The 25,036-nt window shown below is 29.6% G+C and carries 19 protein-coding genes, 2 rRNA genes and 2 pseudogenes (1 of these 23 running past the window's edge); 4 read left to right on the forward strand and 19 right to left on the reverse strand.

Annotated elements, in window-relative coordinates:
• Positions 1-140: 140 nt before the first annotated feature.
• The 7 genes and pseudogenes from OCV55_RS02680 to OCV55_RS02710 all read right to left on the reverse strand — a co-directional run bounded on the left by OCV55_RS02680 (position 141) and on the right by OCV55_RS02710 (position 11,860).
• Positions 141-1,991, reverse strand: a complete 1,851-nt coding sequence (locus tag OCV55_RS02680) for a PTS fructose transporter subunit IIABC (protein ID WP_147579727.1) — start codon at positions 1,989-1,991, stop codon at positions 141-143.
• 62 nt (positions 1,992-2,053) lie between these two features.
• On the reverse strand, positions 2,054-2,851 hold the full coding sequence (locus OCV55_RS02685) for a histidinol-phosphatase HisJ family protein (protein ID WP_267309777.1): 798 nt from the start codon (positions 2,849-2,851) through the stop codon (positions 2,054-2,056).
• Between the two features lie 312 nt (positions 2,852-3,163).
• Positions 3,164-8,761 (reverse strand): MBG domain-containing protein, encoded by a 5,598-nt coding sequence (locus OCV55_RS02690; protein WP_147579728.1) that lies wholly within the window; start codon positions 8,759-8,761, stop codon positions 3,164-3,166.
• Between the two features lie 232 nt (positions 8,762-8,993).
• The gene (locus OCV55_RS02695; RefSeq protein WP_317233017.1) at positions 8,994-9,134 is read right to left on the reverse strand and encodes a hypothetical protein; all 141 of its coding nucleotides are present in this window, start codon (positions 9,132-9,134) and stop codon (positions 8,994-8,996) included.
• 29 nt (positions 9,135-9,163) lie between these two features.
• Positions 9,164-9,697: pseudogene (locus tag OCV55_RS02700) on the reverse strand (NAD-binding protein).
• Positions 9,698-9,845: 148 nt separating this feature from the next.
• Positions 9,846-10,796, reverse strand: coding sequence for a trigger factor (gene tig / locus OCV55_RS02705; protein ID WP_032091741.1), 951 nt, complete (start codon positions 10,794-10,796; stop codon positions 9,846-9,848).
• 59 nt (positions 10,797-10,855) lie between these two features.
• The gene (locus tag OCV55_RS02710) at positions 10,856-11,860 is read right to left on the reverse strand and encodes a nucleoid-associated protein (protein WP_147579730.1); all 1,005 of its coding nucleotides are present in this window, start codon (positions 11,858-11,860) and stop codon (positions 10,856-10,858) included.
• A gap of 65 nt (positions 11,861-11,925) precedes the next feature.
• On the opposite strand from OCV55_RS02710, the gene OCV55_RS02715 reads away from it, so the two are divergent.
• The 3 genes and pseudogenes from OCV55_RS02715 (at position 11,926) to tagD (ending at position 14,113) form a co-directional block, all read left to right on the forward strand.
• The gene (locus OCV55_RS02715; protein WP_158561763.1) at positions 11,926-12,648 is read left to right on the forward strand and encodes a YaaA family protein; all 723 of its coding nucleotides are present in this window, start codon (positions 11,926-11,928) and stop codon (positions 12,646-12,648) included.
• A gap of 13 nt (positions 12,649-12,661) precedes the next feature.
• Positions 12,662-13,633 (forward strand): annotated as a pseudogene (locus tag OCV55_RS02720) (NAD(P)H-dependent glycerol-3-phosphate dehydrogenase); the annotation flags it as partial.
• A gap of 75 nt (positions 13,634-13,708) precedes the next feature.
• Positions 13,709-14,113, forward strand: coding sequence for a glycerol-3-phosphate cytidylyltransferase (tagD, locus tag OCV55_RS14045; RefSeq protein WP_032091818.1), 405 nt, complete (start codon positions 13,709-13,711; stop codon positions 14,111-14,113).
• Positions 14,114-14,167: 54 nt separating this feature from the next.
• Here tagD and hisC read toward each other — a convergent pair whose 3' ends face one another.
• The 10 genes from hisC to nagB form a co-directional block, all read right to left on the reverse strand.
• The gene (gene hisC, locus OCV55_RS02725; protein WP_147579731.1) at positions 14,168-15,235 is read right to left on the reverse strand and encodes a histidinol-phosphate transaminase; all 1,068 of its coding nucleotides are present in this window, start codon (positions 15,233-15,235) and stop codon (positions 14,168-14,170) included.
• Positions 15,236-15,237: 2 nt separating this feature from the next.
• The gene (locus OCV55_RS02730) at positions 15,238-16,017 is read right to left on the reverse strand and encodes an HAD-IIB family hydrolase (RefSeq protein WP_147579732.1); all 780 of its coding nucleotides are present in this window, start codon (positions 16,015-16,017) and stop codon (positions 15,238-15,240) included.
• 9 nt (positions 16,018-16,026) lie between these two features.
• A complete protein-coding gene (gene pfkA, locus OCV55_RS02735) occupies positions 16,027-16,986 on the reverse strand; it encodes a 6-phosphofructokinase (RefSeq protein WP_107029995.1) in 960 nt (319 codons plus the stop codon).
• Positions 16,987-17,063: 77 nt separating this feature from the next.
• Positions 17,064-17,894 (reverse strand): zinc ribbon domain-containing protein, encoded by an 831-nt coding sequence (locus OCV55_RS02740; RefSeq protein WP_147579733.1) that lies wholly within the window; start codon positions 17,892-17,894, stop codon positions 17,064-17,066.
• A 19-nt stretch (positions 17,895-17,913) separates the two neighbouring features.
• On the reverse strand, positions 17,914-18,417 hold the full coding sequence (locus OCV55_RS02745; RefSeq protein WP_267309778.1) for a thioredoxin domain-containing protein: 504 nt from the start codon (positions 18,415-18,417) through the stop codon (positions 17,914-17,916).
• A gap of 14 nt (positions 18,418-18,431) precedes the next feature.
• Positions 18,432-19,952, reverse strand: coding sequence for a 2,3-bisphosphoglycerate-independent phosphoglycerate mutase (gene gpmI, locus OCV55_RS02750; protein WP_032091749.1), 1,521 nt, complete (start codon positions 19,950-19,952; stop codon positions 18,432-18,434).
• A gap of 93 nt (positions 19,953-20,045) precedes the next feature.
• Positions 20,046-20,234, reverse strand: a complete 189-nt coding sequence (locus tag OCV55_RS02755) for a hypothetical protein (protein ID WP_022001335.1) — start codon at positions 20,232-20,234, stop codon at positions 20,046-20,048.
• A gap of 56 nt (positions 20,235-20,290) precedes the next feature.
• Positions 20,291-20,680, reverse strand: a complete 390-nt coding sequence (locus tag OCV55_RS02760; RefSeq protein ID WP_032091750.1) for a hypothetical protein — start codon at positions 20,678-20,680, stop codon at positions 20,291-20,293.
• A complete protein-coding gene (locus tag OCV55_RS02765) occupies positions 20,673-21,242 on the reverse strand; it encodes a CDP-alcohol phosphatidyltransferase family protein (protein ID WP_147579735.1) in 570 nt (189 codons plus the stop codon). The genes OCV55_RS02760 and OCV55_RS02765 overlap by 8 nt, the downstream gene beginning before the upstream one ends.
• Before the next feature lie 94 nt (positions 21,243-21,336).
• Positions 21,337-22,074, reverse strand: a complete 738-nt coding sequence (gene nagB, locus OCV55_RS02770) for a glucosamine-6-phosphate deaminase (protein ID WP_147579736.1) — start codon at positions 22,072-22,074, stop codon at positions 21,337-21,339.
• Positions 22,075-22,233: 159 nt separating this feature from the next.
• Here nagB and ptsP point away from each other — a divergent pair, with 159 nt between their 5' ends.
• Positions 22,234-23,943: a phosphoenolpyruvate--protein phosphotransferase gene (gene ptsP, locus OCV55_RS02775; protein WP_032091753.1), complete on the forward strand. Its 1,710-nt coding sequence runs from the start codon at positions 22,234-22,236 to the stop codon at positions 23,941-23,943.
• 225 nt (positions 23,944-24,168) lie between these two features.
• Here the strand turns inward: ptsP and rrf are convergent.
• Both rrf and OCV55_RS02785 read right to left on the reverse strand, forming a co-directional pair.
• Positions 24,169-24,276, reverse strand: a 5S ribosomal RNA gene (gene rrf / locus OCV55_RS02780).
• A 74-nt stretch (positions 24,277-24,350) separates the two neighbouring features.
• Positions 24,351-25,036, reverse strand: a 23S ribosomal RNA gene (locus tag OCV55_RS02785); it runs 2,185 nt beyond the window's last position.

The raw sequence follows: 25,036 nt of genomic DNA on the forward strand, positions 1-25,036 counted from the left end.
TCAGTTTTATCTCAAATTTAATTCACAAATATTTCTTTTCTGTTATTATTATATACTTTCTTTTCTTTTAATTCATTGGACGGATTGTCCAAAAAAAGAAGTCACAATGACTTCTTAAAAATTTCATATTAACTTGCATACTATTTTACGTTATTTTTTAATTTTGTAAAAATAAATAATAACAATGTTCCTACAACTGTTGATAAAACAATTAACGCTAAATAATATAATGGATTATTGACCATCCATATTAAGAATAATCCTCCATGAGGAGAAGTAATTGAACATTCAAAATACATTGATAATGCTCCTGCAAGACCTGCTGCTAAACAACATGCTGGTAAAATGACAGTTGATTCTTGTTGAATAAATGGAATAGCTCCTTCAGATATAAAAGATATACCATTAATATAATTCATTAATGCATCTTTTCGATTAGAAAATCTATTTTTAGATAATGTTGCTGTTAAAGCAATTATAAATGGTGGAATCATTCCTCCAGCCATGACTGCAGCCATTGGATAATAATCATAACTTATAAGCATTCCTATTCCAAAAACATAGGCTGTTTTATTAATAGGACCACCATTATCAATAGCCATCATCATTCCTAAAACAAATCCAAATAAGATTTTTGTTGACATTTGAGATTCAACAAGTGAAACATATTGTAAAATATAGCTATGTGCTATATACAAATAACCATTTAAATAAATCATCACAAATAAAACAATAACAGTTGATAAAACAGGATGGAATAATGATGCTTCTATTCCTTTTAAACATTGTGGTAAATAAGAAAATAATTTCTTTAAAATCAATGAAACAAATCCTGCTAAAAAACCAGCAACAATTCCTGCAAGCAAAGAAGTTGAATTAGCAGAAATTGATGACATTGAAATTCCTTGACAAACAATTAATCCACCAGCAAAACCTGAAACCATTGCAGGTCGATCTGCAATACTATCAGCAATATAGGCTGATACAATTGGAATAATCATGATTGTTATTAATTGTTGAACATAATTTATAAGTGTCAATGATTGATTTGATAATACCTGATCTTTAACAAGATATAAAATACCATATAGAACTCCACTTGCAACAAGGAATGGTAAAGCATGTGAAATACCATTCATTAAATGTTTGTAAAATAAACGTATGATATTTTGTTTTTCTTTTTTAGTATCATGATGATATATTTCACCATCGCCATTATTTGCTTTTTGAACAAGCTCTTCAGCTTTCGAAATCCCATCTCTTACAGGAACTTGAATTACTTTTTTCGCTTCAAATCTTTGCATTTCTACTTTTTTATCAGCAGCTACTATAATACAAGTACAATGATCAATATCATCTTGTGTTAATTGATTTTTAACCCCTTCTTGCCCATTAGTTTCTACTTTAATAGAAATATTTAATTTTTCTCCCGCTTGTTCTAAAGCTTTAGCCGCCATAAAAGTATGAGCAATTCCTGTAGGACACGCAGTTACTGCTAAAACAGCAGGATGAACAATTTCTTTCACTTCTTCTTTTTTATTTTCCTTAGCATCTATTAATTGTAAAAATTCTTCTTTAGAAGATGCATTAATTAAAGCATTTCTAAAATCTTCTTCCATTAATAAAGTAGATAACTGTGCAAGAGCTTGTAAATGAGCACCTCCCGAATCTTTAGGAGCACCAATCATAAAAAATAAATAAGTAGGTTGTCCATCAAGAGATTTAAAATCTAATCCTTCTTTAACAACCATTGCAGATAATCCTGCTGTTTTCACACCTTCACTTTGTCCATGAGGAATAGCAACACCATCACCAATTCCTGTTGTACTTTGCGCTTCTCTATTTAAAACACTTTCTTTATAAATTTCTTTATCATTTAATTTTCCACTTTGATCTAATAAATCAACCAGATGATTGATTGCTTCTTCTTTATTAGAAACTTGTGGATTTAAATCTATCGAATTTATATCTAATAATTCTGTAATTCTCATTTCTAACAACCTTTCTTTTTTTGTCTATCATAAAGCAAAAAAGTTGTTCAATCAAGAACAACTTAATCATACTGACATAACTTATAAATATCTTTGATGCAAGTTCCTACATCTGCTGGTTTATGTGCATCACTCGCTGTAATAATATCCACATGATGTTCTTTAAAAATATCCAACAATTCTTTAGACAAACCTTTATCAGGATGATGATAACGATAATAACACCCTGTATTACATTCCCCTTTAACATGATGTTCTACTAATAATTCAGCAAGTTCATGATAAGTTGGTTTTAAATCATAAGTTGGATAATAACCAAACATTTTAATTGTATCAGGATGAGCTAATTGCGTAAATAAATCGCTTTTAACTAAATCAAAAATCAATTCATAATAACGATGATAAATATCATCTACATTATATTTTTCCCAAAGTAGTTCTTTAGACCAAGGCATATCATATAAAAGTCCATCAATAGAATGAATAGCTCCTACTAAAAAATCAAATTGATAGGGTTCTAAAATACGTCTTATTTCTTCTTTATATTCAGGAACATAACATACTTCTAATCCAAATAAAACTTCTATTGGAAGTTCTTCCGCTTTTACCTCATTAATTAAACGCACATAACTAGAAAGTGTATCTTTAAATTTCATTTTCTTATTAGCAAGCCATTCTCTTTGTTGATCACTGGCTTCTTTAACATCTTGATAAATAACTTCAAATTCTTTAAAACGATGTGTATGATCTAAAATTTGAATACGATCAAATCCTTGTTTATAAGCTTCATTAATAAATTCCATTACATATTCTTTAGTAAGTGGTCCGTTTTCTAAATGCATATGTCCATCTACTAGCATAGGCAATCCTCCATTCATGTTGTATACAATTATAGACTCTTTAATAAAAAAAACAATCTATTTAATAAAACATCTTGTTACAAAAAAAGTAACAAAAACAGTAGATTATTTCCTCTCTATATTTTACTAATATTTGACTATTAAATTTATCATTAGATTTAAAATTTAAATTAGTAGCATATAAATATTTTAGTATACTTGGTATTTGTTAAGAAAGGTCGTTCAGTTTTGAATAGTGTCGTTAGGTATTTAAAATTGAAAACAGCGAAAAAGCCTTTAAGCATCAACTTAAAGACTTTTTCTATTTCTCTATTAATTTTCTTTTTTTCTTACAAATACCATCACAAACATACTGCTTACTAGTAGCATCATTAATCCTATAATATTTGCATTATCTCCCGTTTTAGCTTTCGTTGTTTGTTTTGTATTTGATTTATTTATTGAAGTAGTTACCGTTGTTTTTAATTCTTTTTTATCTTTATAGATAATTGCATAGTCACTGAACTTATCTGTTTCAAATGTTAAGCTGTTTGTCTTTTCATCATATTTTGTTTCTAAGATATCTACTTTTCCATTATGACTTCTTGCGATATAGTATTCTCTTTTAGTTTTACTATCTTTATTGATTAGTTCTTCTGGAACTTTGATTGTTACTTTCATGACTTTTGAAAGTTCATGTATACTTTCATTTGTTCCATTAACTATTTTATTTAAAGTAATATTTAAGTATTTTCCTACTTTATATCCTTTTGTATTTGTTTCAATAAGTTCATTTGTTTGTGCTTCTTTTACTTCTAATACGATTTCTATTTTCTTACCTTCTGCTACTTCACTTAATTCATTTGCTGTTATTTTTTTATTTTCAATAAGGAGATCTATAACTTCATCTCTACTTATTTCTACATCTCCTGTTGTTTTAACAGTAAATGATCCTGTTCCTATCTTGTCATTTTCTTTTGGTAAGATTGCATAGCTATATTCAAAGGATCCTGTATGGTTATTTCCTTTAGCTTTGATTGTTAGAACATGTTTTCCTTCTTTCGTTGCTTGATTATCTAATACTTCATAATCTTCTTTATTTAATACTTTTCCATTGACTAAAACTTGTTCTACTTCTTGTGTTTGTTTTTCTCCTGTATATTTTAAGACATTTCCTAATACAACTGTTCCTTTATCAATCGATAATGGATTAATTGTATATGTTCCATCTTTAAAAGTAATATCATAATTTGGATTTGATCCTTCTTTTTGACTTACTTTTATCTTATATGTTCCTACATCTTCTCCTTCTTCTCTTGTAAGAATAATTCCTGTTAATTTATCATTACCAATAAGTTTATCATTTACATATGTAAATTCAGAGTCTTCATCTCCATATGTCTTTGATGCATCATTTACAGTAACTGTAATCTTTTTAGCTTTAACAGTAAGATTTATTTCTTTAGATATTTTTTTATAATTCTTACTTTCTTTTTGACTTACTGTAATGATGACTTTACCTGCGCCTTTGATAACTACATTACCTTCACTATCTACTGTAGCTACTTTTTCATCGCTACTTGCATATTCAATAGCTGATTCATTATCTTTACTTTGAGCATGAATTGTAAATGCTTCATCACCATAAGTCTTTTCAACATCTTTTTGATCAACTGTTAATTCATGATTGATTTTATTAACAGTTAATGTTACTTCTTTACTATCACTATCATAGTTATGATCAACTCCTAATGTAACTTTTAATTTTGTTGTACCAGCATTATGAATTGTTACATTACCTTGATCATCTACTGTAGCTACATCCTCATTACTACTTGAATAAGATAATTTTCCATTACCTTTATGAGATACTTCTAATTTAAATCCTTGATCACCATATTTTTTATCATTCACTTCTTTTACTTCTAATCCAGCATCTGCACCCTTTACTACAAATTCAGCTGTATTTGTACCAGTTAAATTATAGTTTTTGTCATTGATACTTGCTGTAACAGTATATTTACCTGCATGACTAGGAACTTTTGTTCCATTAACTTCTGTTCCATCATACCCTGTTCCTGTGTAAGTTAATATTACTTCTGGATGATCGCCATTTTCTACATCATTTAACTTAGCTGTAGCACCTGTAATTTTTTCACCATAAGTACCACCATTAGGTGTTATTGTAACAGTTATATCTTTTGGTTTAATTGTATAACTTGTTGTGACATCTTCAGGTAACTTATAATTTTGATTACTTACTTTTGTAGCTGTAGCTTCATAAGTGCCTGCATTTTTGTGTTGATTTCCATCAACAGTAATTTCACATTTATCACCATCTGCTAAGTTATTAACTGTAGCTGTTGGTAATTGTTCTTTACCGTTGTAAGTTAATTCTTTATTCCAGTTTAAATCAATTGTTCTAGGATTGATTTTATTTGTGATTTCTTGTACATCTACACCTTTAAAGTTTTTATTTCCTTCTACTTTGTAGTAAACTGTATATCCTTTGGCAGCTTTCCCTGTTGGAATTGATGTTGACCAGTTTTTATTGTCTAAAGAATATTTTACTGTTCCTCCATTAGTAGATGCTGCATTTACTAATTCTTGTTCACTTCCATTATATGTTAGTGTTTTTGTTGTTGGTTTCGTAACAACTGGTGTTGCTTGGGTAATATTGAATTTTACTGTTGTATCAATAGTACCGTCTTCCCATCTATAATTTGTAGGATCTTTTAAAGTCAATTGAACATCATATTCATTTACATCAATACCACCATTATTTTCTTTAACTGTGTATAAACCATTTTCTGAAATATTTGCAGTTAATGTTTGTCCTGTATATACTTTGCTTTCTACTGTTGGTTTTTTTACTTTTTTCCAGTTAACTGTAATATTATTTAATGTTGTTTTATTTCCTGATTTATCTGTTACTTCGATTGTATATGTTCCTTTTTTGGGAACTAATGTATAACTACCATTAGTAGGTTCAACTGTTTGTCCATCTACTTTTACTGTATCTAAATTATTATCAGTTACTGTAAATGTTTGTGTTTTCGTATATGTTTGATTGTTTTCTACACCTGATACTTGTGGTGCAATCGTATCAATTACGATACCATCTGTTGAAACATATTTAATATTTCCTGCTTTATCTGTTACCTTGGCATAAATAACATAATTACTATCTTCACTAAATGTAACAGATGTTCCTTCTTTCCAATCTACTGCTTGTAATTGCTTCTCTGTTAGTGATTCTTCACTACCTGATTTATCAACATAATAATAGTATTTATTAACTCCACTACCTTCATCTGTAGCTGTAATTTCTGCTTTTTGTGTTTCTTTAAAGAATAAACCGAATGTAATTTTATTTAAAATACTTTTCCATGTTTTATTGGATACCTTTATTTCTGTATCAGGTGCTGTTATATCAGCTACTCCTTCAACTGTAATATTTGTATTTTTTTGAATATTATTTATTGTATATTGATTATTGTTATCTAATTGAACTGTTTCGCCATTGACCTTAACAGCGAAATTTTTTGTTTTTGAATAGCCTTTATTCAAGGTAAATGTAAGAGTACTTGATTCATTATAATCAACAACTGTATTACTAACACTTAAAGTATATCCAACTTGACTAGCTGGAACTTTTACTTTGATTTCTTGTCCATTGGCTACATATACTTCTTTTTCAGATGATGCATAATAATTATTACTATCTTTATATCTTACATAATACTTACCAGTAGATAATCCTTCTACAGTATCTCCAGTAATACTACGCCATTCATTTTCACCATCTTTTCTATATTCCATTGATGAATCAACATTATTTAATTTACCATCTGTTCCACCTTTATATGTTGTTCCTGTGGCTGTTACAGATGTTGGTGCTTCTCTTTGGGCTTTGACAATTTCGAATGTAACTGTATTTTGTACAGGTAATTTATAATTTGAATCACTCAATTCAGTTGCAGTTGCAGTATATGTACCTACTTCAGTTTGTTCACCAGAAACAGTCACGTTACATTTGTCATCTCCAACTGTATTAGTAACAGTTGCTGTTGGAACATGTGGTTTACCATCATATGGAATTTCAAGTGTATTTGTTCCATCTAGTTTCCATGATAAAGTTGCTGTTCTTTGGGTAATAGTAATAAATTTTTGAGGAGACGATCCAGACTTATAAAGATCAGATCCCGAATTATATATACTTAAATAATATTTTCCTACGTCTGGATATTCTTTATTGACCTTAACATTTGTATCACGATCATAATATTTATATGAATATTGACAATTATCTAACATACTTTCAGGGACAAGTTCTGGTTGTTCTCCATATTCCCATGTGTATTTAACAATGCTAGGTGGAGTAGGTTTTGCTTTTAATACAGTAAATTTAAGTGATTTTGTTGTTAAACGCAAATAATGATTTGTTTCAGAAACTACTCCTCTAATAAAATAAGTACCAGGTTTTAGACTATTTAACTCAGCTAATAGCTTATCTGAACTTATTGGTTTATATGTACTGTCGTCATCATCACATTTCTTGTATTCATAAGAAACAACTGCATTTGAATCTACATAATTTGGATCCATAAGATGACCATACCCATCATTGACTTTTACATATGGACCAAATTCTGATTGATATCCTTGATAAGTATATTCACAATTATCTTGTTCTTTCCAGTTCTTATCTTTGAAATATATTTTATTTGTATAATATTCTGCTTTCGTAATTGTGAATTCTCCAAAAACTGAAACTTGATTCATTGTTAGAGTTACTGAATAATCTCCTGGTTCTGTTGGTCTTTGTGATAATTGTTGTCCATTTTGATAATATGTTAATTGGTATGAATCTCCTGATATTGGAAAACTAGAGGTATTATTACCAGCGGCATTTTCAACCCAAGCATTGTCTCCTTTCTTATACCCTCCATCTTTTGTTTTTAATACTATTTTCGCTGTTGTAGTATCTGGATCCTGATAATCACATTCACTCTTTCTATCTTCTTCACTACAATAACCTTTTATTGTTTTTCCACTTTCATCGCTGTTATCAAGTACATAGTTCCATTTGTGAACATGTTTTGCTAAATAAATATATTGACCTTCTTCGTCATATCTAAGATCAACTCTGTATAATTTATCACTATTTCTTACAAATTTTATTTTATTCAAATCATCTCTACTTACTCCTCTTGGAGATATTCTGTGTTTTTTTCCATCATTTATGTTATAATCAATATCAATTGTAATAGCATTTCCATTATATTCTGAAAGATCAATGGTACCATTACTACCAAGTTGAACATCTGTTCCACAATTTTCAAACGTGACATTTTTAAGTTTAAGTACTGCCTCTTTAAGTTCTGTCCCTTTATTGTAAATACCAATACGATTTGCTTTAATTGTGGCATCATTAACATTCAAAACTCCCTCTATAGAGTTAAGTCCAACTTTATCAGATACAATCGTTCCACCACTACCATTGATTGTCATTGTTCCTGAATTTTCAACAAATCCGCATAGACTGTAAACATCATTTCCACTATAAGTAAATGTATGACCATTCATATTAATAGTTACATCAGTATTCCTGTCAGCCCTAATAAAATCGAACCTTCCATTTTTTTCAGGATTATTAATAACATCGCCTAATATATTTAAAGCTATCGTTCCTATTTTAGAGCTATTATATTGTACACAAACTTTTGTACCTGCATTTTCCCATGTAGAATATTTCTTAGTATAATACGTACCTCCAGGTAAATTATATGTTCCTGGTGTACTTGTATAATACGTACTTCCATCACTTGAAATATTAGTATCTGCCGCAAATACATTTACAGGCACTTGTGTAAAGACCATCATAAATGTAAGTACGCTTGCTATTATTTTCTTAATTTTTATCTTCATAACTTTCTTTTCCTCCCCTTATTAAAAATTATTATGTTTAAAACTACTTATTTATTTGTTAATAAAAAACCTCCCTTGTCTATTCATATTTTACTATTTATGATACTTTATTTTTTCATTTGTCGCGAAATGTCGTTTTTAGGGTGTGAAATGCAAAAAGACCTCTTTCGAGATCTCCTAATAAATAATTTTTAATATTTTAAAAGAAGTCCACTAGGGACTTCTAAGTAGTCTATTTTCTCCATTGAGATGGAGCAAATAATAATAACATTGGGAATATTTCAAGTCGTCCTGCTAACATATCAAAAGATAAAACAAATTTTGATACATCCGATAATGATGAGAAATTTCCTACTGGACCAACAACATTCATTCCTGGACCAACGTTATTTAAACACGTTGCTACAGCTGAAAAAGCACTTGTAATTGATTTAATTCAACTCCATTTAAACGACTATGATTTTCCACAAAGAATTCAGCAAGCTCAACTTTTCCTCTTGAAAAAGTATCCACTTTAACAGCTGAAGGAAAAGATAAAACACGACAAATTTCACTTGCTGCTTCAAGTTCAGGATTAACGATCATTGAAAAACCTAATTGATTTCTCATAAAATCACGTTGTGATGAATAATCAGGATTTCTAACACGTGCAATAGTGTGTCTTGTTCCCATTTTTTTAGCCATTAATCCTGCTAAAATATTTAATTCATCTGAAGTAGTTACACAAATAATAAGGTTAGCATCTTCTGCTCCTGCTTCCATTAATATATCCTATGAACTACCATTACCTACAACACCTATAACATCATATTGGTTTACAACTTATTCTACTTTAGTTGCATTTTGATCAACAACAATAATATCATGATCTTCATTTGACATATGTTTAATAAGTGTTTTTCCGACTTTACCGGCTCCCAAAACAATGATTTTCATAAAAAATGAAACTCCTTAATACAGATAGATATTTTTACCCTTTTTCTTTAATTACTCAACCTATTTTGCATTAACCAAACTAAATATCAATGAAAAAATTATTTTTATACAGTATAATAAAAAACTCCACTATATCGTGGAATTTTCATTATTTTTCAACTGCATTATTTACAATAATACGGCTTGCTTGCATACGAGATAAATCTCTTTTGAATCCTTCTAAATCAATTTTTTCTAATACTTGTTCTTTAGTCATTTGATTAGCTTGTCCAACCATATTTAATTGTTCATCTAAAACTTCTTCTGTAACAACAATATTTTCAACAGCAATAATTTCATCAATTAAAGCTTCTAATTTAGCTTGTTGAGTAGCAGATGGTTTCATTTGTTCTCTTAATTTTTCTTCATCCATACCTGTCATTTGTAAGTATTGATCTAATTGAATTCCTTGAGCCATCATTTGATTCGCCATATAAGACATTTGTCTATCTAATGCCTCATCAATTGCATCATCATCTAATTCAACTTCACTATCTGCCATGAAAGCATCAAAAATTGTATTTTCTTTTTGTGCTTCATATTGTTGATCATGTTGTTGTTGTAAACCTTCATTAATATAAGCTTTTAAATCTTCAACTGTTTTAATTTCAGGTACACCTAAACCTTCAACAAAATCATCATTTAATTCAGCTTCTTTTTTTACAGATAATTTTTTAACTGTTACTTTGAAAACAACATCTTGTCCAGCTAAATCTTCGGCTTGATAATTTTCTGGGAAAGTTAAGTTTAAATCTCTTGTTTCATTAACTTTCATACCAATCATTTGTTCTTCAAACCCTGGAATAAATGATCCTGAACCAATTTCTAAATCATAATCATTTCCTGTTCCACCTTCAAAAGCAACATCATCTTTTAAACCAACAAAATCGATTGTAGCGATATCACCGTTTTCAACAGTATCTCCATCTTTTTCTTCTGTTTGACTTGATTGAGCTAAAATCATTTGAATTTGTTGTTCAACTTCTTCATTAGATACAGGTACTTTTTCTACTTTAAATTCAATTCCTTTATAGTTACCTAATTTAATTACTTTACTCATTTATCTATTTCCTTTCATTATATGCCTGTTTATTCTATCATAAAGAAAACTTATTGTCTTTATTTAATCTTAATATCCTTAATATTATTTAAAGTAATTGTTGAATATCCTGACATATCTGTTTCGGTTGTAATATTTTCATGATTTAAATAATCTTCAACATTTAATTCAATAATACGATCATCATCTAAAACCAATTTACATCTTGACATACGATCTAATGAAAGTGGGACATTAACAATTTCATCATCTTCTTCAATTCCTAGATCTCTCATAATCGTTTCAACTTCTTCTTGTGCGTTATAATCATCACCCATGACCTTCTTCGCAATTTCCATTGGTTTTAATGGTAAATGTTCCATTACTAAATCAATCATTTCTTTTTTGACCATAGCTGTAGGATCACCTTCAAAAACATTATATTCACTATCGACTTTTTTAACGACTTTATTAACAATACTCATTTTTTGTTTATCTGTTAATTTAGGTTCACCTTTAATATATTGTTCATTAAGATAATAGCCTGGTTTTCCATCTATTTGAAATCTTTTTTCAATTAAAGAAACTGTGTTTTTATCAACATTGATAATAATTGCTTCTTCAACAGCTGAAGTTTTAGGTGGAAGACTTTGTCTATTAACAAATTTAATAAATCTTTTACCATCTACTTCTTCCACAATAGAAATAGGTGTCACTTTATAATTTAATTTCATGATGAGAATCATCTTTTCTCCATCTACTTTACATTCAACAAACATTAAATTACTATTAGGCATTTCTTCTACATATTTGCTGACAGCAAATAGATCTTGAGCAATCTTTTTAGATTCAACAATAAATTGTTCATCATCAATGATCATATTTCTAGCTGCTTGTAATAAATGATGTTCACTTCCTACAACGAGTTCTTTAATGGTTGTATTCGTTAAACATTTTTCTATTTTTTTATCATAATATTCAGTTGTTCCCTCTATTAAATCAATAAATTGATCAGAGTAAATAATTTGACTATGTTCCATATCGAGCATATGAATTAATATCTTATCTATAATTGTTGTATTCATCTTTATCACCGAATGTAGTATATCATAATTTTTTATTTTAATATATAATGGATGTGGTGAAGTCTATGAAAATTATAATTGCTGATGCAAAAAGTTTAAAAGAAAAGCATTTTCCTATTGAAAAACAAACACCATTGTTTTTTAATAAAGCAGAATCTTTAAGAAAACAATTAAAAGAATTAGATATTAATCAAATTCATGATTTGATGAAGATTTCTTTTAAACAATCTTCATTAATTTATGATTATTTTCATAATGAGGAAACTTTTGCAGCCATAAATTTATTTAATGGCGTTGTTTTTAAACAGCTTGATTTAAAGAATTATCAAAAAGAAGAATGGGATTATTTAGATAAGCATTTACTAATTAATTCTCCACTTTATGGAATTTTACGTTATAATGATGCTGTAAATTACCATCGTTTAGAAATGAAACATAAATTAAATGAAATAAATTTATATCAATATTGGTATAAAGAACTAAATGATTATTTAAAAAATGAAGATGTTATTCTTTCTTTAAGTACGAAAGAATATGAAAAAATGTTTGATCTTCCAATCATTCAACTTGATTTTGTGATAAGAAATGGGCATACTTTTAAACGAAATGCCGTGTATTTAAAAAAAGCAAGAGGAATGATACTCAATTATTTGATTGAACATCATATTGAAGATATTGAACAAATAAAAGAAATTGTGATCGATGATTATCATTTTAGTGAAGATGATTCAAATGATGATCATTGGGTTTTTATAAAAAATGAAAAAATGAAATACATCAAAAAATAGGAGGTTATTTATCATGTATAAAGTTGGTGTTTTAGGCGCAGGTACATGGGGGATGGCTGTCGCAAGAGTGTTATGCAATCGTCATCATTCAGTGATGGTTTGGTCGGCTTTACCTCAAGAAATTGAATATATTCAAAAAAACAGAACACATCCAAAATTACCTGAATTAGAAATTCCTGATGATATGGAATTTACAACAGATATTAAAGAAGTATGTAATAGCGAGTATTTAGTGGTTGCTGTTCCTTCCATTTTTATGAGAAGTACAATGGAAACAGCTAAAGATTATATTAAAGAGCAAATCTTAATCGATCTTGCTAAAGGGGTTGAAAAAGATAGTCTTTATACAATGTCTGAAATTATTCGAGATGTTTTAGGAAATCAAGCAAAAATCGTAGCTCTATCAGGTCCAACCCATGCTGAAGAAGTTGTAAGAGATATGCCTTCAACCATTGTTTCAGCTTGTGATGATTTAGAAGTTGCTGAAAAAGTACAAAATCTTTTCCAAGATACATGCATGCGTGTTTATACAAACATTGATGTCCGCGGGGTTGAATTATGTGGTGCTTTAAAAAATATCATTGCTTTAGCAGCAGGTATTTCCCATGGGTTAAATTATGGTGATAACACTCGTGCTGCCCTTATTACGCGTGGTCTTTCTGAAATGACACGTTTAGGAACAACAATGGGATGCCTTGAACAAACATTCCATGGTCTTGCCGGAATTGGTGATTTGATTGTCACAGCAACAAGCGTGCATAGTCGTAACTTTAAATGTGGAACATTAATTGGACAAGGTTACAATGTTGATGACGCTACAAAAGAAGTTGGTATGGTCGTTGAAGGTTTAAACGCTTTACCTGCTGCAATGCAACTTGCTAAAAGATATGATGTAGAAATGCCAATTACTGCCATGGTCGATGCTATTGTTAAAGGTAAAGTTAGTCCAAATGAAGCAGTCAAGGCATTAATGAATCGTGATCGAAAAACAGAGCTAACAAAGTCTGTTGCAGATATTAATTTTGAAAATAGTATTATTAAAAGTAAAAGAGGGTTAGGTATGAAAAGAGTTATTACTTATGGTACATTTGATTTATTACATTACGGACATATTAATTTATTAAAACGTGCGAAAGCTTTAGGTGATTATTTAATTGTTGCTGTTTCAACTGATGAATTTACACGTTTGAAAAAAGATAAAAAATGTTATTTCTCTTACGAACAAAGAAAAGGTCTACTAGAATCTGTACGTTTTGTAGATTTAGTTATTCCTGAAGAAAATTGGGATCAAAAAATCAAAGATATTAAAGAATATCATATTGATACTTTTGTTATTGGAGATGATTGGAAAGGTAAATTTGATTATCTAAAAGATGAGGGTGTAGAAGTTATTTATTTACCAAGAACTCCTGAAATTTCTACAACTCAAATTAAAGAAGATTTACATCATACAGAAGAAAAATAAAGGCTATAGCAATCGCTATAGCTTCTTTTTTTATAAAGGATTGTTATGAAAAAATCATAACAATCCTTTTTGATTTAAATAGTTTTCTAAAAATTCAAAGAATCTTTCCATTTGTTGATCCGTTCCAATCGTAACTCTTAAATACTGATCAATCAATGGTTTATTCCAATGACGCACAATAATGCCTTCTTTTCTAAGTGCTAAAAATAATTCTTCCCCATCAATCTTTGGATGTTTTACAAATACAAAGTTAGCATAACTATCTGGAACTACAAATCCTAATTCTTTTAGTTTCGTTTTTGTATATTCTCTTGTTTTAATTACTTTTTGACATTTTTCTTTCATATCTTGACTATTTAAAACAGAAACAAGTCCAATTTGTTGAGTTATATAATCAATAGGATACGAGTTAAAAGAATTTTTCACATCATATAGATGAGAAATAGCTTCTTTATTTCCTAAAGCTACTCCTAATCTAGCTCCAGCAAAAGATCTTGATTTAGAAAACGTTTGAATAACCACTAAATTTTCATATTGATGAATAAGTGGGACACATGATTGTCCTCCAAAATCAATATAAGCTTCATCTACAACAACGATACTTTCTGGATTACTTTTTAAAACTTCTTCAATGAAATCTAATGAAACGAGTAATCCTGTTGGTGCATTTGGATTAGGAAAAATAATTCCTGAATTTGGTTGTTTAAAATCTTCAACATGCATTTTAAAATCTTGATCCAAAATAATTTCTTTATAATTCATTTGGTAAAGATCACAATAAACTGGATAAAATGAATAAGAAATATTTGGAAATAATACTGGATCACTTCCATTAAAAAATGTTAAAAATGTAAGTGCTAAAACTTCATCTGAACCATTTCCTAAAAAAACTTGTTCATCTTTTAAACCATGATACTTAGCTAAAGCATGTCTTAATTCTTCTCCATCACTATTTGGATAAAGTTTTAATTTTTCAATATCGATTTCTTTTAAAATATCTTTTATTTGTTTACATGGACCATATGGATTTTCATTCGTATTTAATTTAATCATATTGTTGATTTTTGGTTGTTCACCTGCTACATATGGTTCTACTTGTCTTAATTTATCTTGCCAACTCATTGTTATCCCCCCTCTAACATATCGTTGATGACTTCATAAACATAATCAACTTGTTTTTCTGTCTTTTCTTTTATTTGTTTTTCTACACGATTAAAAGTATAAGCATGATCAGCTTTTTTAAACATATCTAAATCATTATAAGAATCTCCTATACAATAAGAAATCACTTCTTGATCCAATAATGAACAAAGCTTTTTAAGTCCACTTCCTTTAGTACAATCTACTGTAATATCTAAATAAACAACATTGAGTGTTGCATGAATACCTACATATTTTTGATGGATTTGTTTTTGAATTTCAAGTATTTCATCTAATTTTTCTTGTGGATGAAAAGCACATACAATATCAATATCATCTTGAGTATGATCTAATATTTCTAAAAAATCACCTGCTATTTCTTGATAACCATTTTCTGTTAAAATACATGTTTTTTGATTTATATATCCATATGTTTGTTGACCATCAAAAAATGTATAATTTAGATAAGGATATTTTTGATAGCTTTCTTTAAGTATTTCTTTAGCAATTTCATTTTTTATTTGTTTTCGATAAAGAACTTGATCATTTTGATCAACAATCATTGCTCCATTATTTAAAACAAGATAATCATATTCAAAATGTGGTGTGACAAGTTTTGTTTCTTGAATATTTCTTCCTGTACAAAATGAAAAATAATGACCTTGTGTTCTTAATTTTTTTACAGCTTCTTGATCTTTATAAGTAATGGGTAAATTGTCCTTAGCAATTGTTCCATCAATATCACTAAATAATATTTTTTTCATATCTTCTCCTTAAGCTAAGTCTAAAAATAATTGATATAAACGATCATGATTTTCATTTTTTTCAATTAAAGCTTCTTCAATATTTTTAGATATAATTTGATTATCTTTCATGCAGATACATAAACCGCTTTTTCTTTTTTCTAATAAACAAATGGCTTCTTCTGCCATTTTAGATGCTAAAATACGATCTTCAGGAACAGGTGATCCACCTCTTTGAATATGTCCTAAAACAATTGATCTTCCTGAATATCCAGTTTCTTCGCTAATACGATTAGCTAGTTTTTCAACATCTAATATTTTTTCACTTACAATAATTATCGCATGTTTTTTATGATACTCTTCTTCACATATTTTGAGTTCTTCAATAATTTTATTTTCATCATACTCTGTTTTATCTGTAATAACAATTTCACTACCACATGCAATTGCAGAATAAATAGCAAGATTATCTGCATGATTTCCCATAACTTCAACAACAAAGCAGCGATGATGTGAACTAGACGTATCTCTTAATTTATTAACAGCATCGATAATGTTATAAAGTGCCGTATGAAAGCCTATTGTTTCATCTGTTCCATTAATATCATTATCAATTGTTCCAGGAATAGCAATACAATCAATTCCTTTTTGACTAAGTGCTAAAGCTCCTTTATAACTTCCATCTCCCCCAATAACAACAAGTCCATCTATCCCTCTTTGTTTAAGCTGATGAATTGCTTGTTCTTGAACTTTATCTTCCTTAAATGAAGGTAATCTTGAAGATTCTAAAATAGTTCCCCCTTTAGATAATATTTCAGAAACATCACTATACCCTAATTTTTTGATATTCCCTGCTACTAATCCTTTATATCCTTCATAAACACCATAAACCTCAAAACCTCTTTTTATTCCTACACGAACAATAGCACGAATAGCCCCATTCATTCCTGGTGCATCTCCTCCTGAGGTTAAAACTGCAATTTTTCTCATCGATTCACCTACTTTTCCCCTATAATTATCCCTATTATACTTGTTTTACATAAAAAGAAAAAGCCAATTTCTTGGCTTTATATAAATTTTTCTAAATTTAAATTTGAATCATAAGAAAATTTTAAACGATATGTATCTTTATAATTAAATATTCTTATTGAAGATTGATCGTTTCCTTTTGATTGTGTCATTCCTTTTCCATAATGAGAAAGTGTTTCTTTTGAAATTTCAGCTTCATTATTTTTTAAATCATTTAATGTTTTTTGAATTAATTCTTGATTATCTTTTTCATTAAATAGTGTAATGATTTGATTTATTTTTGTAACTTGTTGATTTAATTGTTGATAGCCATCATCTAATTGTTGAATATCATTTAAATGATATTCAAACTGTAATTGGCTTTCTTTTGATAAATCATAATCATAAGAAATACTCATTGTATTTTGTTTATCTAAAGAAATATCATATTGAACAGATACATAAAGATTATTATTATCTGTTATTTGAAACAAATATTCTGAATCCATATTTTTTGTTCCAACTATTTTTTCTAAAGACGATTCCATGTCATTAATCTTATTGACATATTTTTTACTATTTTTAACATTTTTTGAAAATTCTTTTAAGGAATCATATTGATATACAACTGTTTCTTGATTTGATTTTGTATATGTTTTTAATGTTGCTGTTTGATTAATTTCACTATCAGATAATGCATTAAATACAAAGAAATAAGAAATTCCCATAGGTAAGAAAACAAGTGCAATAATCAAAATTGGATAAATGAATGCGTATTTTCTTTTAGGGGTACGTTTCATTGGTTGATAGCCAGATTGAGGTGTTCCACAATAAGGACATACTTTTGCATTACTTGGTATATTTTTATGGCATTTTGGACATTTTTTCATATTTTATCAATCCTTTCTTTTAATCTTGGTATATTTGGTTTAGCCAAGATGAAAGTTTATCAATATAATCCTGTTTCTTTTCTTTTTGTTTTTTGCTTGGTAATGAATAATAATCTTCATCTAAAAAAGTATATTGATCTACAAATTTCCCATTGATCACTAATTTTAAAGTAGGTGTCCATGAAAAATCAAGTTTTTTTCTCATTTGGTTATATCGAGATTTTTCTTTTTTTGTTGCTTCTTGACTATTCGCTTGATCTCGATATTCTTTAATATTGAAATAATAAAGATAAACTCCTTTATTTTTCTTTAAATATTTTTTTAAATAAGGTTCAAATTCTTGACAATCTTTACAATCAGGTCTTCCAATATATAAAACAAAATCTTCTTTTTGATTTATTTTCTTTAAAACATCATCATAATTGATTTCTATGATTTGATCTTTTGATAAATCTTTCTGTATAGTATGAGTGGATGTAGTATGACTACACCCACTTAATATACCTATTAAAAATGAAATCAATATGAACTTATTGATTATTTTAATAAAGATTCTCCATCCATTTCTTCAGGAATTGGTAAACCTAATAATTGTAACATTGTTGGAGCTAAATCTCCTAATTTTCCGCCTTCTTTTAATCCTACATGAGAATTAGTAACAATTAAAGGTACAACATTTGTTGTATGAGCAGTGAATGGATTTCCATCTGCATCTAATTCTTCTTCAGCATTACCATGGTCAGCAGTAATTAACATAGTTCCACCTAATTCAAGAACTTTTTCATATACTTCACCGATACATTCATCAACAACGCTAACAGCTTTGATTGCTGCAGGAATAACACCAGTATGTCCTACCATGTCACAGTTTGCAAAGTTAACAATTACAACATCATGAATATCTTTATCTAATTCAGCAATTAATTTATCTTTTACTTCATAAGCTGACATTTCAGGTTGTAAATCATAAGTAGCAACTTTTGGTGAATTAACTAATACACGAGTAGCTCCTTCGATTTCTTTATCAACTCCACCGTCAAAGAAGAAAGTTACGTGAGCATATTTTTCAGTTTCAGCAATACGTAATTGTTTTAAACCTTGAGCTGATAAGTAATCACCTAATGTATTTGTAAGTTCAGGTGAAACGAATGCGATTTCTCCATTAACACTATCAGCATATTTCATCATACATACGAATTCTAAATCTTTAACTTGTTTTTCAGGTACATATCCTTCATAGAATGTAGGATTTGTGATTACTGTAGCTAATTGGATTGCTCTATCTGGTCTGAAGTTAGCGAAGATTACTGAATCTCCATCATCAATTGTTCCTTCAACGTTTTTGTTGTAACCAGGGATAACGAATTCATCTAAAACATCTTTAGCATAAGAATCTTTTACATATTGAACTGGACATTCGAAAGATTCACCTTCTTGACATACGATTGCATCGTAAGCTAATTTAACACGATCAAATCTTTTATCTCTGTCCATTGCATAGTATCTACCAGAAATTGATGCAATTTGTCCAACACCGATTTCTTCAATTTTTTCTTGTAATTCTTTTACGAAATCAACACCACTATCAGGAGCAACATCTCTTCCGTCTAAGAAAGCATGTACATATACTTTATCTAAACCTTGTTGTTTAGCTAATTCTAATAAACCATAGATATGTTCATTTGATGAGTGAACACCACCATTTGATAATAATCCCCAAATATGTAATTTAGAACCATTATCTTTAGCATGTTGAATTGCTTTTAAGAATTTTTCATTTTCAAAGAAAGTTTTTTCATTTAAAGCTTTATTAATTAAAGTTAATGATTGATAAACAGTTCTTCCTGCTCCAATATTTAAATGCCCAACTTCACTATTTCCCATTTGTCCATCAGGTAAACCAACTGGCATACCACTAGCTGAAATAGTTGTGTTTGGGTACATAGCCATTAAATCATCTAAGTTAGGTGTATTAGCAAGTCTTACAGCATTACCATTAATGCTTTCAGAAATACCATAACCATCCATAATACATAATACGATAGGTCTTTTTTTCATTTTTTTGTTTCCTCCATTAATACGTTATACATATTATCATTTTTGTTATCGTGTTTCAATTCATTTAGCTATATAAAATCAGTATTTTTTATTTCATTTCTTTTTAGTTTTTTGTGGTGTAGCAAGCAATGAAACACCGCAAAAAGTAATGAATAAAGGCCAGTATTCTTGAATATAATAAACAATAATTGAAACAATACCTTTGAATTCATTTGTTCGATCTAACGTTAAGATGATTCCCAAAACAATCAAAACAATACCACAATTTTTTTTAATATTCATTTTATTCACCTAGTTTTATTTTATCTTGGATAAAATAAAAAAGATGTCCAAAAAAATCATACGATTTCTTTAAATATCTTTTTTGCATAATCTAGTAATTGAATGATATTGACTTCTTCTTGTCCTTTTTGTGAAAAAACATAAACTTTATCGTCCTCAAAAAAATCAAAACGATTTGAATGGATAATACTATTAATATCTTTTCTTCTTTCTTGATTTAAAGTAATAAATTGATTTTCACACATTTTTCTTAGAATAATACACAAAGAAGCAAGTGATAATTCTAATTGACACTTTGTTTTTAAAAGATCCCTTTCAATTATATAATTAGCTATCTCTTGATTATTTTTTAATCTATTTAATTGATTTAAAATCATTTCTACTTTAACAACCTCTATATTTAATTGTTCTAAATAACAACTTAACTTTATTTGCCTTTTATTCATTCTTAAGCTCCTTATAAATTGATAACAGTTGTTTAGCATATAAAACAAGTGATAATAACATCAACATAATACAAACAAAAATTGAAATAGTTGCAAAAATAGAATTTGGAATATGTATTCCAATTAATACGATTGCGACAACATCAAAGATAGCAGTAGAAATTTTCCCCCACCATGAGGCTCCTTGGACCTTTGCTCCTTTTTCATATAAATAAAGTCCCCCTAAAGCCAGCATTCCATCTTTTAAAACAATGATAAGAAGTAATAACCACATCCATGAATACGTATAAACTAAAACAAACGCAACCGTAAATTGTGTCAATTTATCAGCGATTGGATCTATAACTTTCCCAAAATCAGTAATCATTTGGTAATGTCTTGCAATGTAGCCATCTAAAAAATCAGATAGACCTGAAATAATTAAAATAGTAGCACATATATAATAATCTTCTTTACTTCCAGCTAAAAAATAGCGATGTAAAAAAATAGGAATAAGTAGTATTCTTAAATAGCATAAACAATTAGGTATATTAAATAATTCTTTAAGTCTTATTTTTTTCATAATTTTCACCTTCTATATTAGTAATATAATCTTACAGTTTAATGATAAAAATTTCAACCTAAACAAAAAAAGGGAGATTTCTCCCTCATTAATTTTAATATTCTTTTTCTAATAAAGCTGCAGCTGCTTTATCAATAATTACAGTTACATCTTTATGATTTTGTAATACACTAGCTGGTAATTCTGGAGTTACAGGTCCTTCAATCATTCCTTTAACAGCATTTTCTTTATTTTTACCACAAGCAATTAAAACAACACTTTTAGCATCCATAATATTTTGAATTCCCATAGAGATTGCTTGTTTTGGAACAGCATCTTCATCTCCATCAAAGAATAATCTTGCATTGTCTTTAATAGTACTTTCTTTTAAATCAACATAATGTGTTTTTGAATTAAAATCAGTTCCTGGTTCATTGAATCCAATATGTCCATTTGAACCAATTCCTAATAATTGAATATCAATTGGATTTTCAGCTAACATTTTATTATATTCATCACAGTTTTCTTGAATATTTCCTTGTCCACATGGAACATGAACATTTTCATCTTTAATATCAATTCCATTGAATAAGTTTTTATACATAAAATAATGATAACTTTGTGGATGACTTGCATCTAATCCAAAATATTCATCTAAGTTATATGATTTAACATCTTTATATGATGTATGATTTTTTTCATGATCTTCTCTTAATAATTCATACATTCTAACAGGTGTAGATCCTGTAGCTAATCCTAAAATACTTTTTGGTTTTTCCTTTACTTGATTAATAAAAATTTTTGCTGCTTCTTGGCTTGCTTCTTCATAATTTTCAACAATAATAACTTTCATTGCAAACTCCTCCTCGATAACATCTTATCATGTCTAGACAAACAATTCAATAAATACTTGTTTTTTTTCTTAAAAAGTCCTTTCGTACAATGAAAATATCTTTATTTTTCAATAAAAATAGGTTAGAATTGGAATGTAAATATGGAGGTGTTTAATACTATGATTAAAGGTATTGGGGCTTCTAGTGGTATTGCAATTGCTAAAGCATACAAACTAGTTATGCCTGATTTAACTGTAACACAAAACACTGTAGAAGATGTTGCAGCTGAAATCAAAAAATTTGAAGATTGTATGGCTGAAACAGCTAAACAATTAGAAGCAATTAAAGAAGCTGCTTCTAAAAACTTATCAGCTGAAGAAGCTGCTGTATTTGATGCTCATGCATTAGTACTTCAAGATCCTGAATTAAAAACACAAGTTTTAGACAAAATCAATAATGAAAAATTATGTGCTGAAGCTGCATTAGATGCAGTTGCAAATAGTTTCATTGCAATGTTTGAAATGATGGATGATGATTATTTTAGAGAAAGAGCTGCTGATATTAAAGACGTTTCTCGTCGTTTATTAGCTAACTTACTTGGTAAACCATTACCAAACCCTGCTTTAATTGATGAAGAAGTTGTTATTATCGCTGATGATTTAACTCCTTCTGATACAGCACAATTAAATAAAAACTTAGTTAGAGGATTTGCTACTAATATTGGTGGTAGAACTTCTCACTCAGCTATCATGGCTCGTTCTTTAGAAATTCCTGCAGTTGTTGCTTGTAAAACAATTACAGAAGAAGTTAAAGATGGAGATTTAATTGTTCTTGATGGTATTGAAGGAACAGTTATGATCAATCCTGATGAAACAACTGTTAAAGAATATGAAACTAAACGTGCTGAATTCATCGCTTATAAAGAAGAATTAAAGAAATTAGTTAATGAAAAAACAATTACTACTGATGGACATCAAGTTGAATTAGTTGCTAACATTGGTTCAGCAAAAGATTTAGCAGGTGTTAAAGAAAATGGTGGTGAAGGTGTTGGATTATTCAGAACTGAATTCTTATATATGGAATCTGCTGAATTACCAACTGAAGAACAACAATTTGAAGTTTATAAAGAAGTATTAGAAGGTATGGAAGGTAAACCTGTTGTTGTTAGAACATTAGATATCGGTGGAGATAAAGAAATCGAAGCTATCGATTTACCAAAAGAAATGAATCCATTCTTAGGTGTTCGTGCAATCCGTTTATGTTTCCAAAGAGAAGATATCTTTAGAACTCAATTAAGAGCATTACTTAGAGCATCAGTTTATGGTGATTTAAGAATCATGTTCCCTATGATTGCTACTTTACAAGAATTCCGTAAAGCTAAAGGAATCTTAATGGAAGAAAAAGAAAAATTAGTTGCTGAAGGTGTTAAAGTAAGTGATACATTACAAGTTGGTATCATGATTGAAATTCCTGCAGCTGCTGTATTAGCTCATAAATTTGCTAAAGAAGTTGATTTCTTCTCAGTAGGAACAAATGACTTAGTACAATATACATTTGCAGCAGACAGAATGTCTTCTGGTGTAAGTTATTTATATCAACCATTCAATCCATCAATCTTAAACTTATTAAAACATGTTATCGATTCAGCACATGCTGAAGGTAAATGGGCTGGTATGTGTGGAGAAATGGCTGGTGAAGCTATTGCAGCTCCATTATTACTTGGTTTAGGATTAGATGAATTCTCTATGTCAGCTACTTCAATCTTAGCTCAAAGAAAATTAATTAAGAGCGTATCAAAAGCTGATATGGAAGCTTTAGTAGAAAAAGCATTAGATTGTGCTACTTCTGAAGAAGTTGTTGAATTAGTTAAATCTACAGTAAAAATGTAATAATAAAGGCCTCGAAAAGAGGTCTTTTTTTTTACTAATTTCCAATAATAATTCATACAAAAAGTCAAGATATTCAAATAATTTCAGAAAGTTTATAAACATCAAATAATAGCAACTCAAAATTATCTTTATTTTATATGATGCAATAAAGCATATCAGAAAAAAAAGCCATACCACAATAGTATGACCTGTCAAGGATCATGTAAAGACATAAAAAAAAGAAGGAACTGGCAACGAGCTATTTTCGCACAATGTACTATCTTCGCCGCGATGATGCTTAACTTCTGTGTTCGGAATGGGTACAGGTGTGTCCATCATGCTATCATTACCAGATTCTTCTTGTCAAGTGTCTTCAGGACACTCAAAACCAGACAGTAGTTTTTCTTCTTTCAAGCTCGCTTGCCTTTTCGGTCAAGCCCTCGACCTATTAGTATCAGTCCGCTTAACATGTCACCATGCTTACACTCCTGACCTATCTACCTTATCGTCTTTAAGGGGTCTTACTTGCTTGCGCAATGGGAAATCTCATCTTGAAGTGGGTTTCACACTTAGATGCCTTCAGCGTTTATCCCTTCCGCATTTAGCTACCCAGCTATGCCACTGGCGTGACAACTGGTCCACCATTGATGCGTCCATCCCGGTCCTCTCGTACTGAGGACAGCTCTTCTCAAATTTCCTGCGCCCACGACAGATAGGGACCGAACTGTCTCACGACGTTCTGAACCCAGCTCGCGTACCGCTTTAATGGGCGAACAGCCCAACCCTTGGAACCGACTTCAGCTCCAGGATGCGATGAGCCGACATCGAGGTGCCAAACCTCCCCGTCGATGTGAACTCTTGGGGGAGATCAGCCTGTTATCCCCAGGGTAGCTTTTATCCGTTGAGCGACGGCCTTTCCATTCAGCACCGCCGGATCACTAAGCCCGACTTTCGTCCCTGCTCGACTTGTGGGTCTCGCAGTCAAACACCCTTTTGCCTTTGCACTCTGCGCTTGGTTTCCATCCAAGCTGAGGGTATCTTTGGGCGCCTCCGTTACTCTTTGGGAGGCGACCGCCCCAGTCAAACTGCCCGACTGACACTGTCCCGTCAACGG

This window comes from [Clostridium] ammoniilyticum (genome assembly GCF_025566905.1).
In the GTDB taxonomy this organism is placed as follows: Bacteria; Bacillota_I; Bacilli_A; order Erysipelotrichales; family Coprobacillaceae; genus Faecalibacillus; species Faecalibacillus intestinalis.

Excerpts from the sequence above, each read along its gene's own strand:
- OCV55_RS02680 (WP_147579727.1), bottom strand. The coding sequence starts at position 1,991 with ATGAGAATTACAGAATTATTAGATATAAATTCGATAGATTTAAATCCA.
- ptsP (WP_032091753.1), top strand. The coding sequence starts at position 22,234 with ATGATTAAAGGTATTGGGGCTTCTAGTGGTATTGCAATTGCTAAAGCA.
- OCV55_RS02765 (WP_147579735.1), bottom strand. The coding sequence starts at position 21,242 with ATGAAAAAAATAAGACTTAAAGAATTATTTAATATACCTAATTGTTTA.
- pfkA (WP_107029995.1), bottom strand. The coding sequence starts at position 16,986 with ATGAGAAAAATTGCAGTTTTAACCTCAGGAGGAGATGCACCAGGAATG.
- OCV55_RS02730 (WP_147579732.1), bottom strand. The coding sequence starts at position 16,017 with ATGAAAAAAATATTATTTAGTGATATTGATGGAACAATTGCTAAGGAC.
- gpmI (WP_032091749.1), bottom strand. The coding sequence starts at position 19,952 with ATGAAAAAAAGACCTATCGTATTATGTATTATGGATGGTTATGGTATT.
- OCV55_RS02685 (WP_267309777.1), bottom strand. The coding sequence starts at position 2,851 with ATGCTAGTAGATGGACATATGCATTTAGAAAACGGACCACTTACTAAA.
- OCV55_RS02740 (WP_147579733.1), bottom strand. The coding sequence starts at position 17,894 with ATGAAAAAATGTCCAAAATGCCATAAAAATATACCAAGTAATGCAAAA.
- OCV55_RS02690 (WP_147579728.1), bottom strand. The coding sequence starts at position 8,761 with ATGAAGATAAAAATTAAGAAAATAATAGCAAGCGTACTTACATTTATG.
- OCV55_RS02710 (WP_147579730.1), bottom strand. The coding sequence starts at position 11,860 with ATGAATACAACAATTATAGATAAGATATTAATTCATATGCTCGATATG.
- tagD (WP_032091818.1), top strand. The coding sequence starts at position 13,709 with ATGAAAAGAGTTATTACTTATGGTACATTTGATTTATTACATTACGGA.
- tig (WP_032091741.1), bottom strand. The coding sequence starts at position 10,796 with ATGAGTAAAGTAATTAAATTAGGTAACTATAAAGGAATTGAATTTAAA.
- OCV55_RS02715 (WP_158561763.1), top strand. The coding sequence starts at position 11,926 with ATGAAAATTATAATTGCTGATGCAAAAAGTTTAAAAGAAAAGCATTTT.
- hisC (WP_147579731.1), bottom strand. The coding sequence starts at position 15,235 with ATGAGTTGGCAAGATAAATTAAGACAAGTAGAACCATATGTAGCAGGT.
- OCV55_RS02695 (WP_317233017.1), bottom strand. The coding sequence starts at position 9,134 with ATGAATGTTGTTGGTCCAGTAGGAAATTTCTCATCATTATCGGATGTA.
- nagB (WP_147579736.1), bottom strand. The coding sequence starts at position 22,074 with ATGAAAGTTATTATTGTTGAAAATTATGAAGAAGCAAGCCAAGAAGCA.
- OCV55_RS02760 (WP_032091750.1), bottom strand. The coding sequence starts at position 20,680 with ATGAATAAAAGGCAAATAAAGTTAAGTTGTTATTTAGAACAATTAAAT.
- OCV55_RS02755 (WP_022001335.1), bottom strand. The coding sequence starts at position 20,234 with ATGAATATTAAAAAAAATTGTGGTATTGTTTTGATTGTTTTGGGAATC.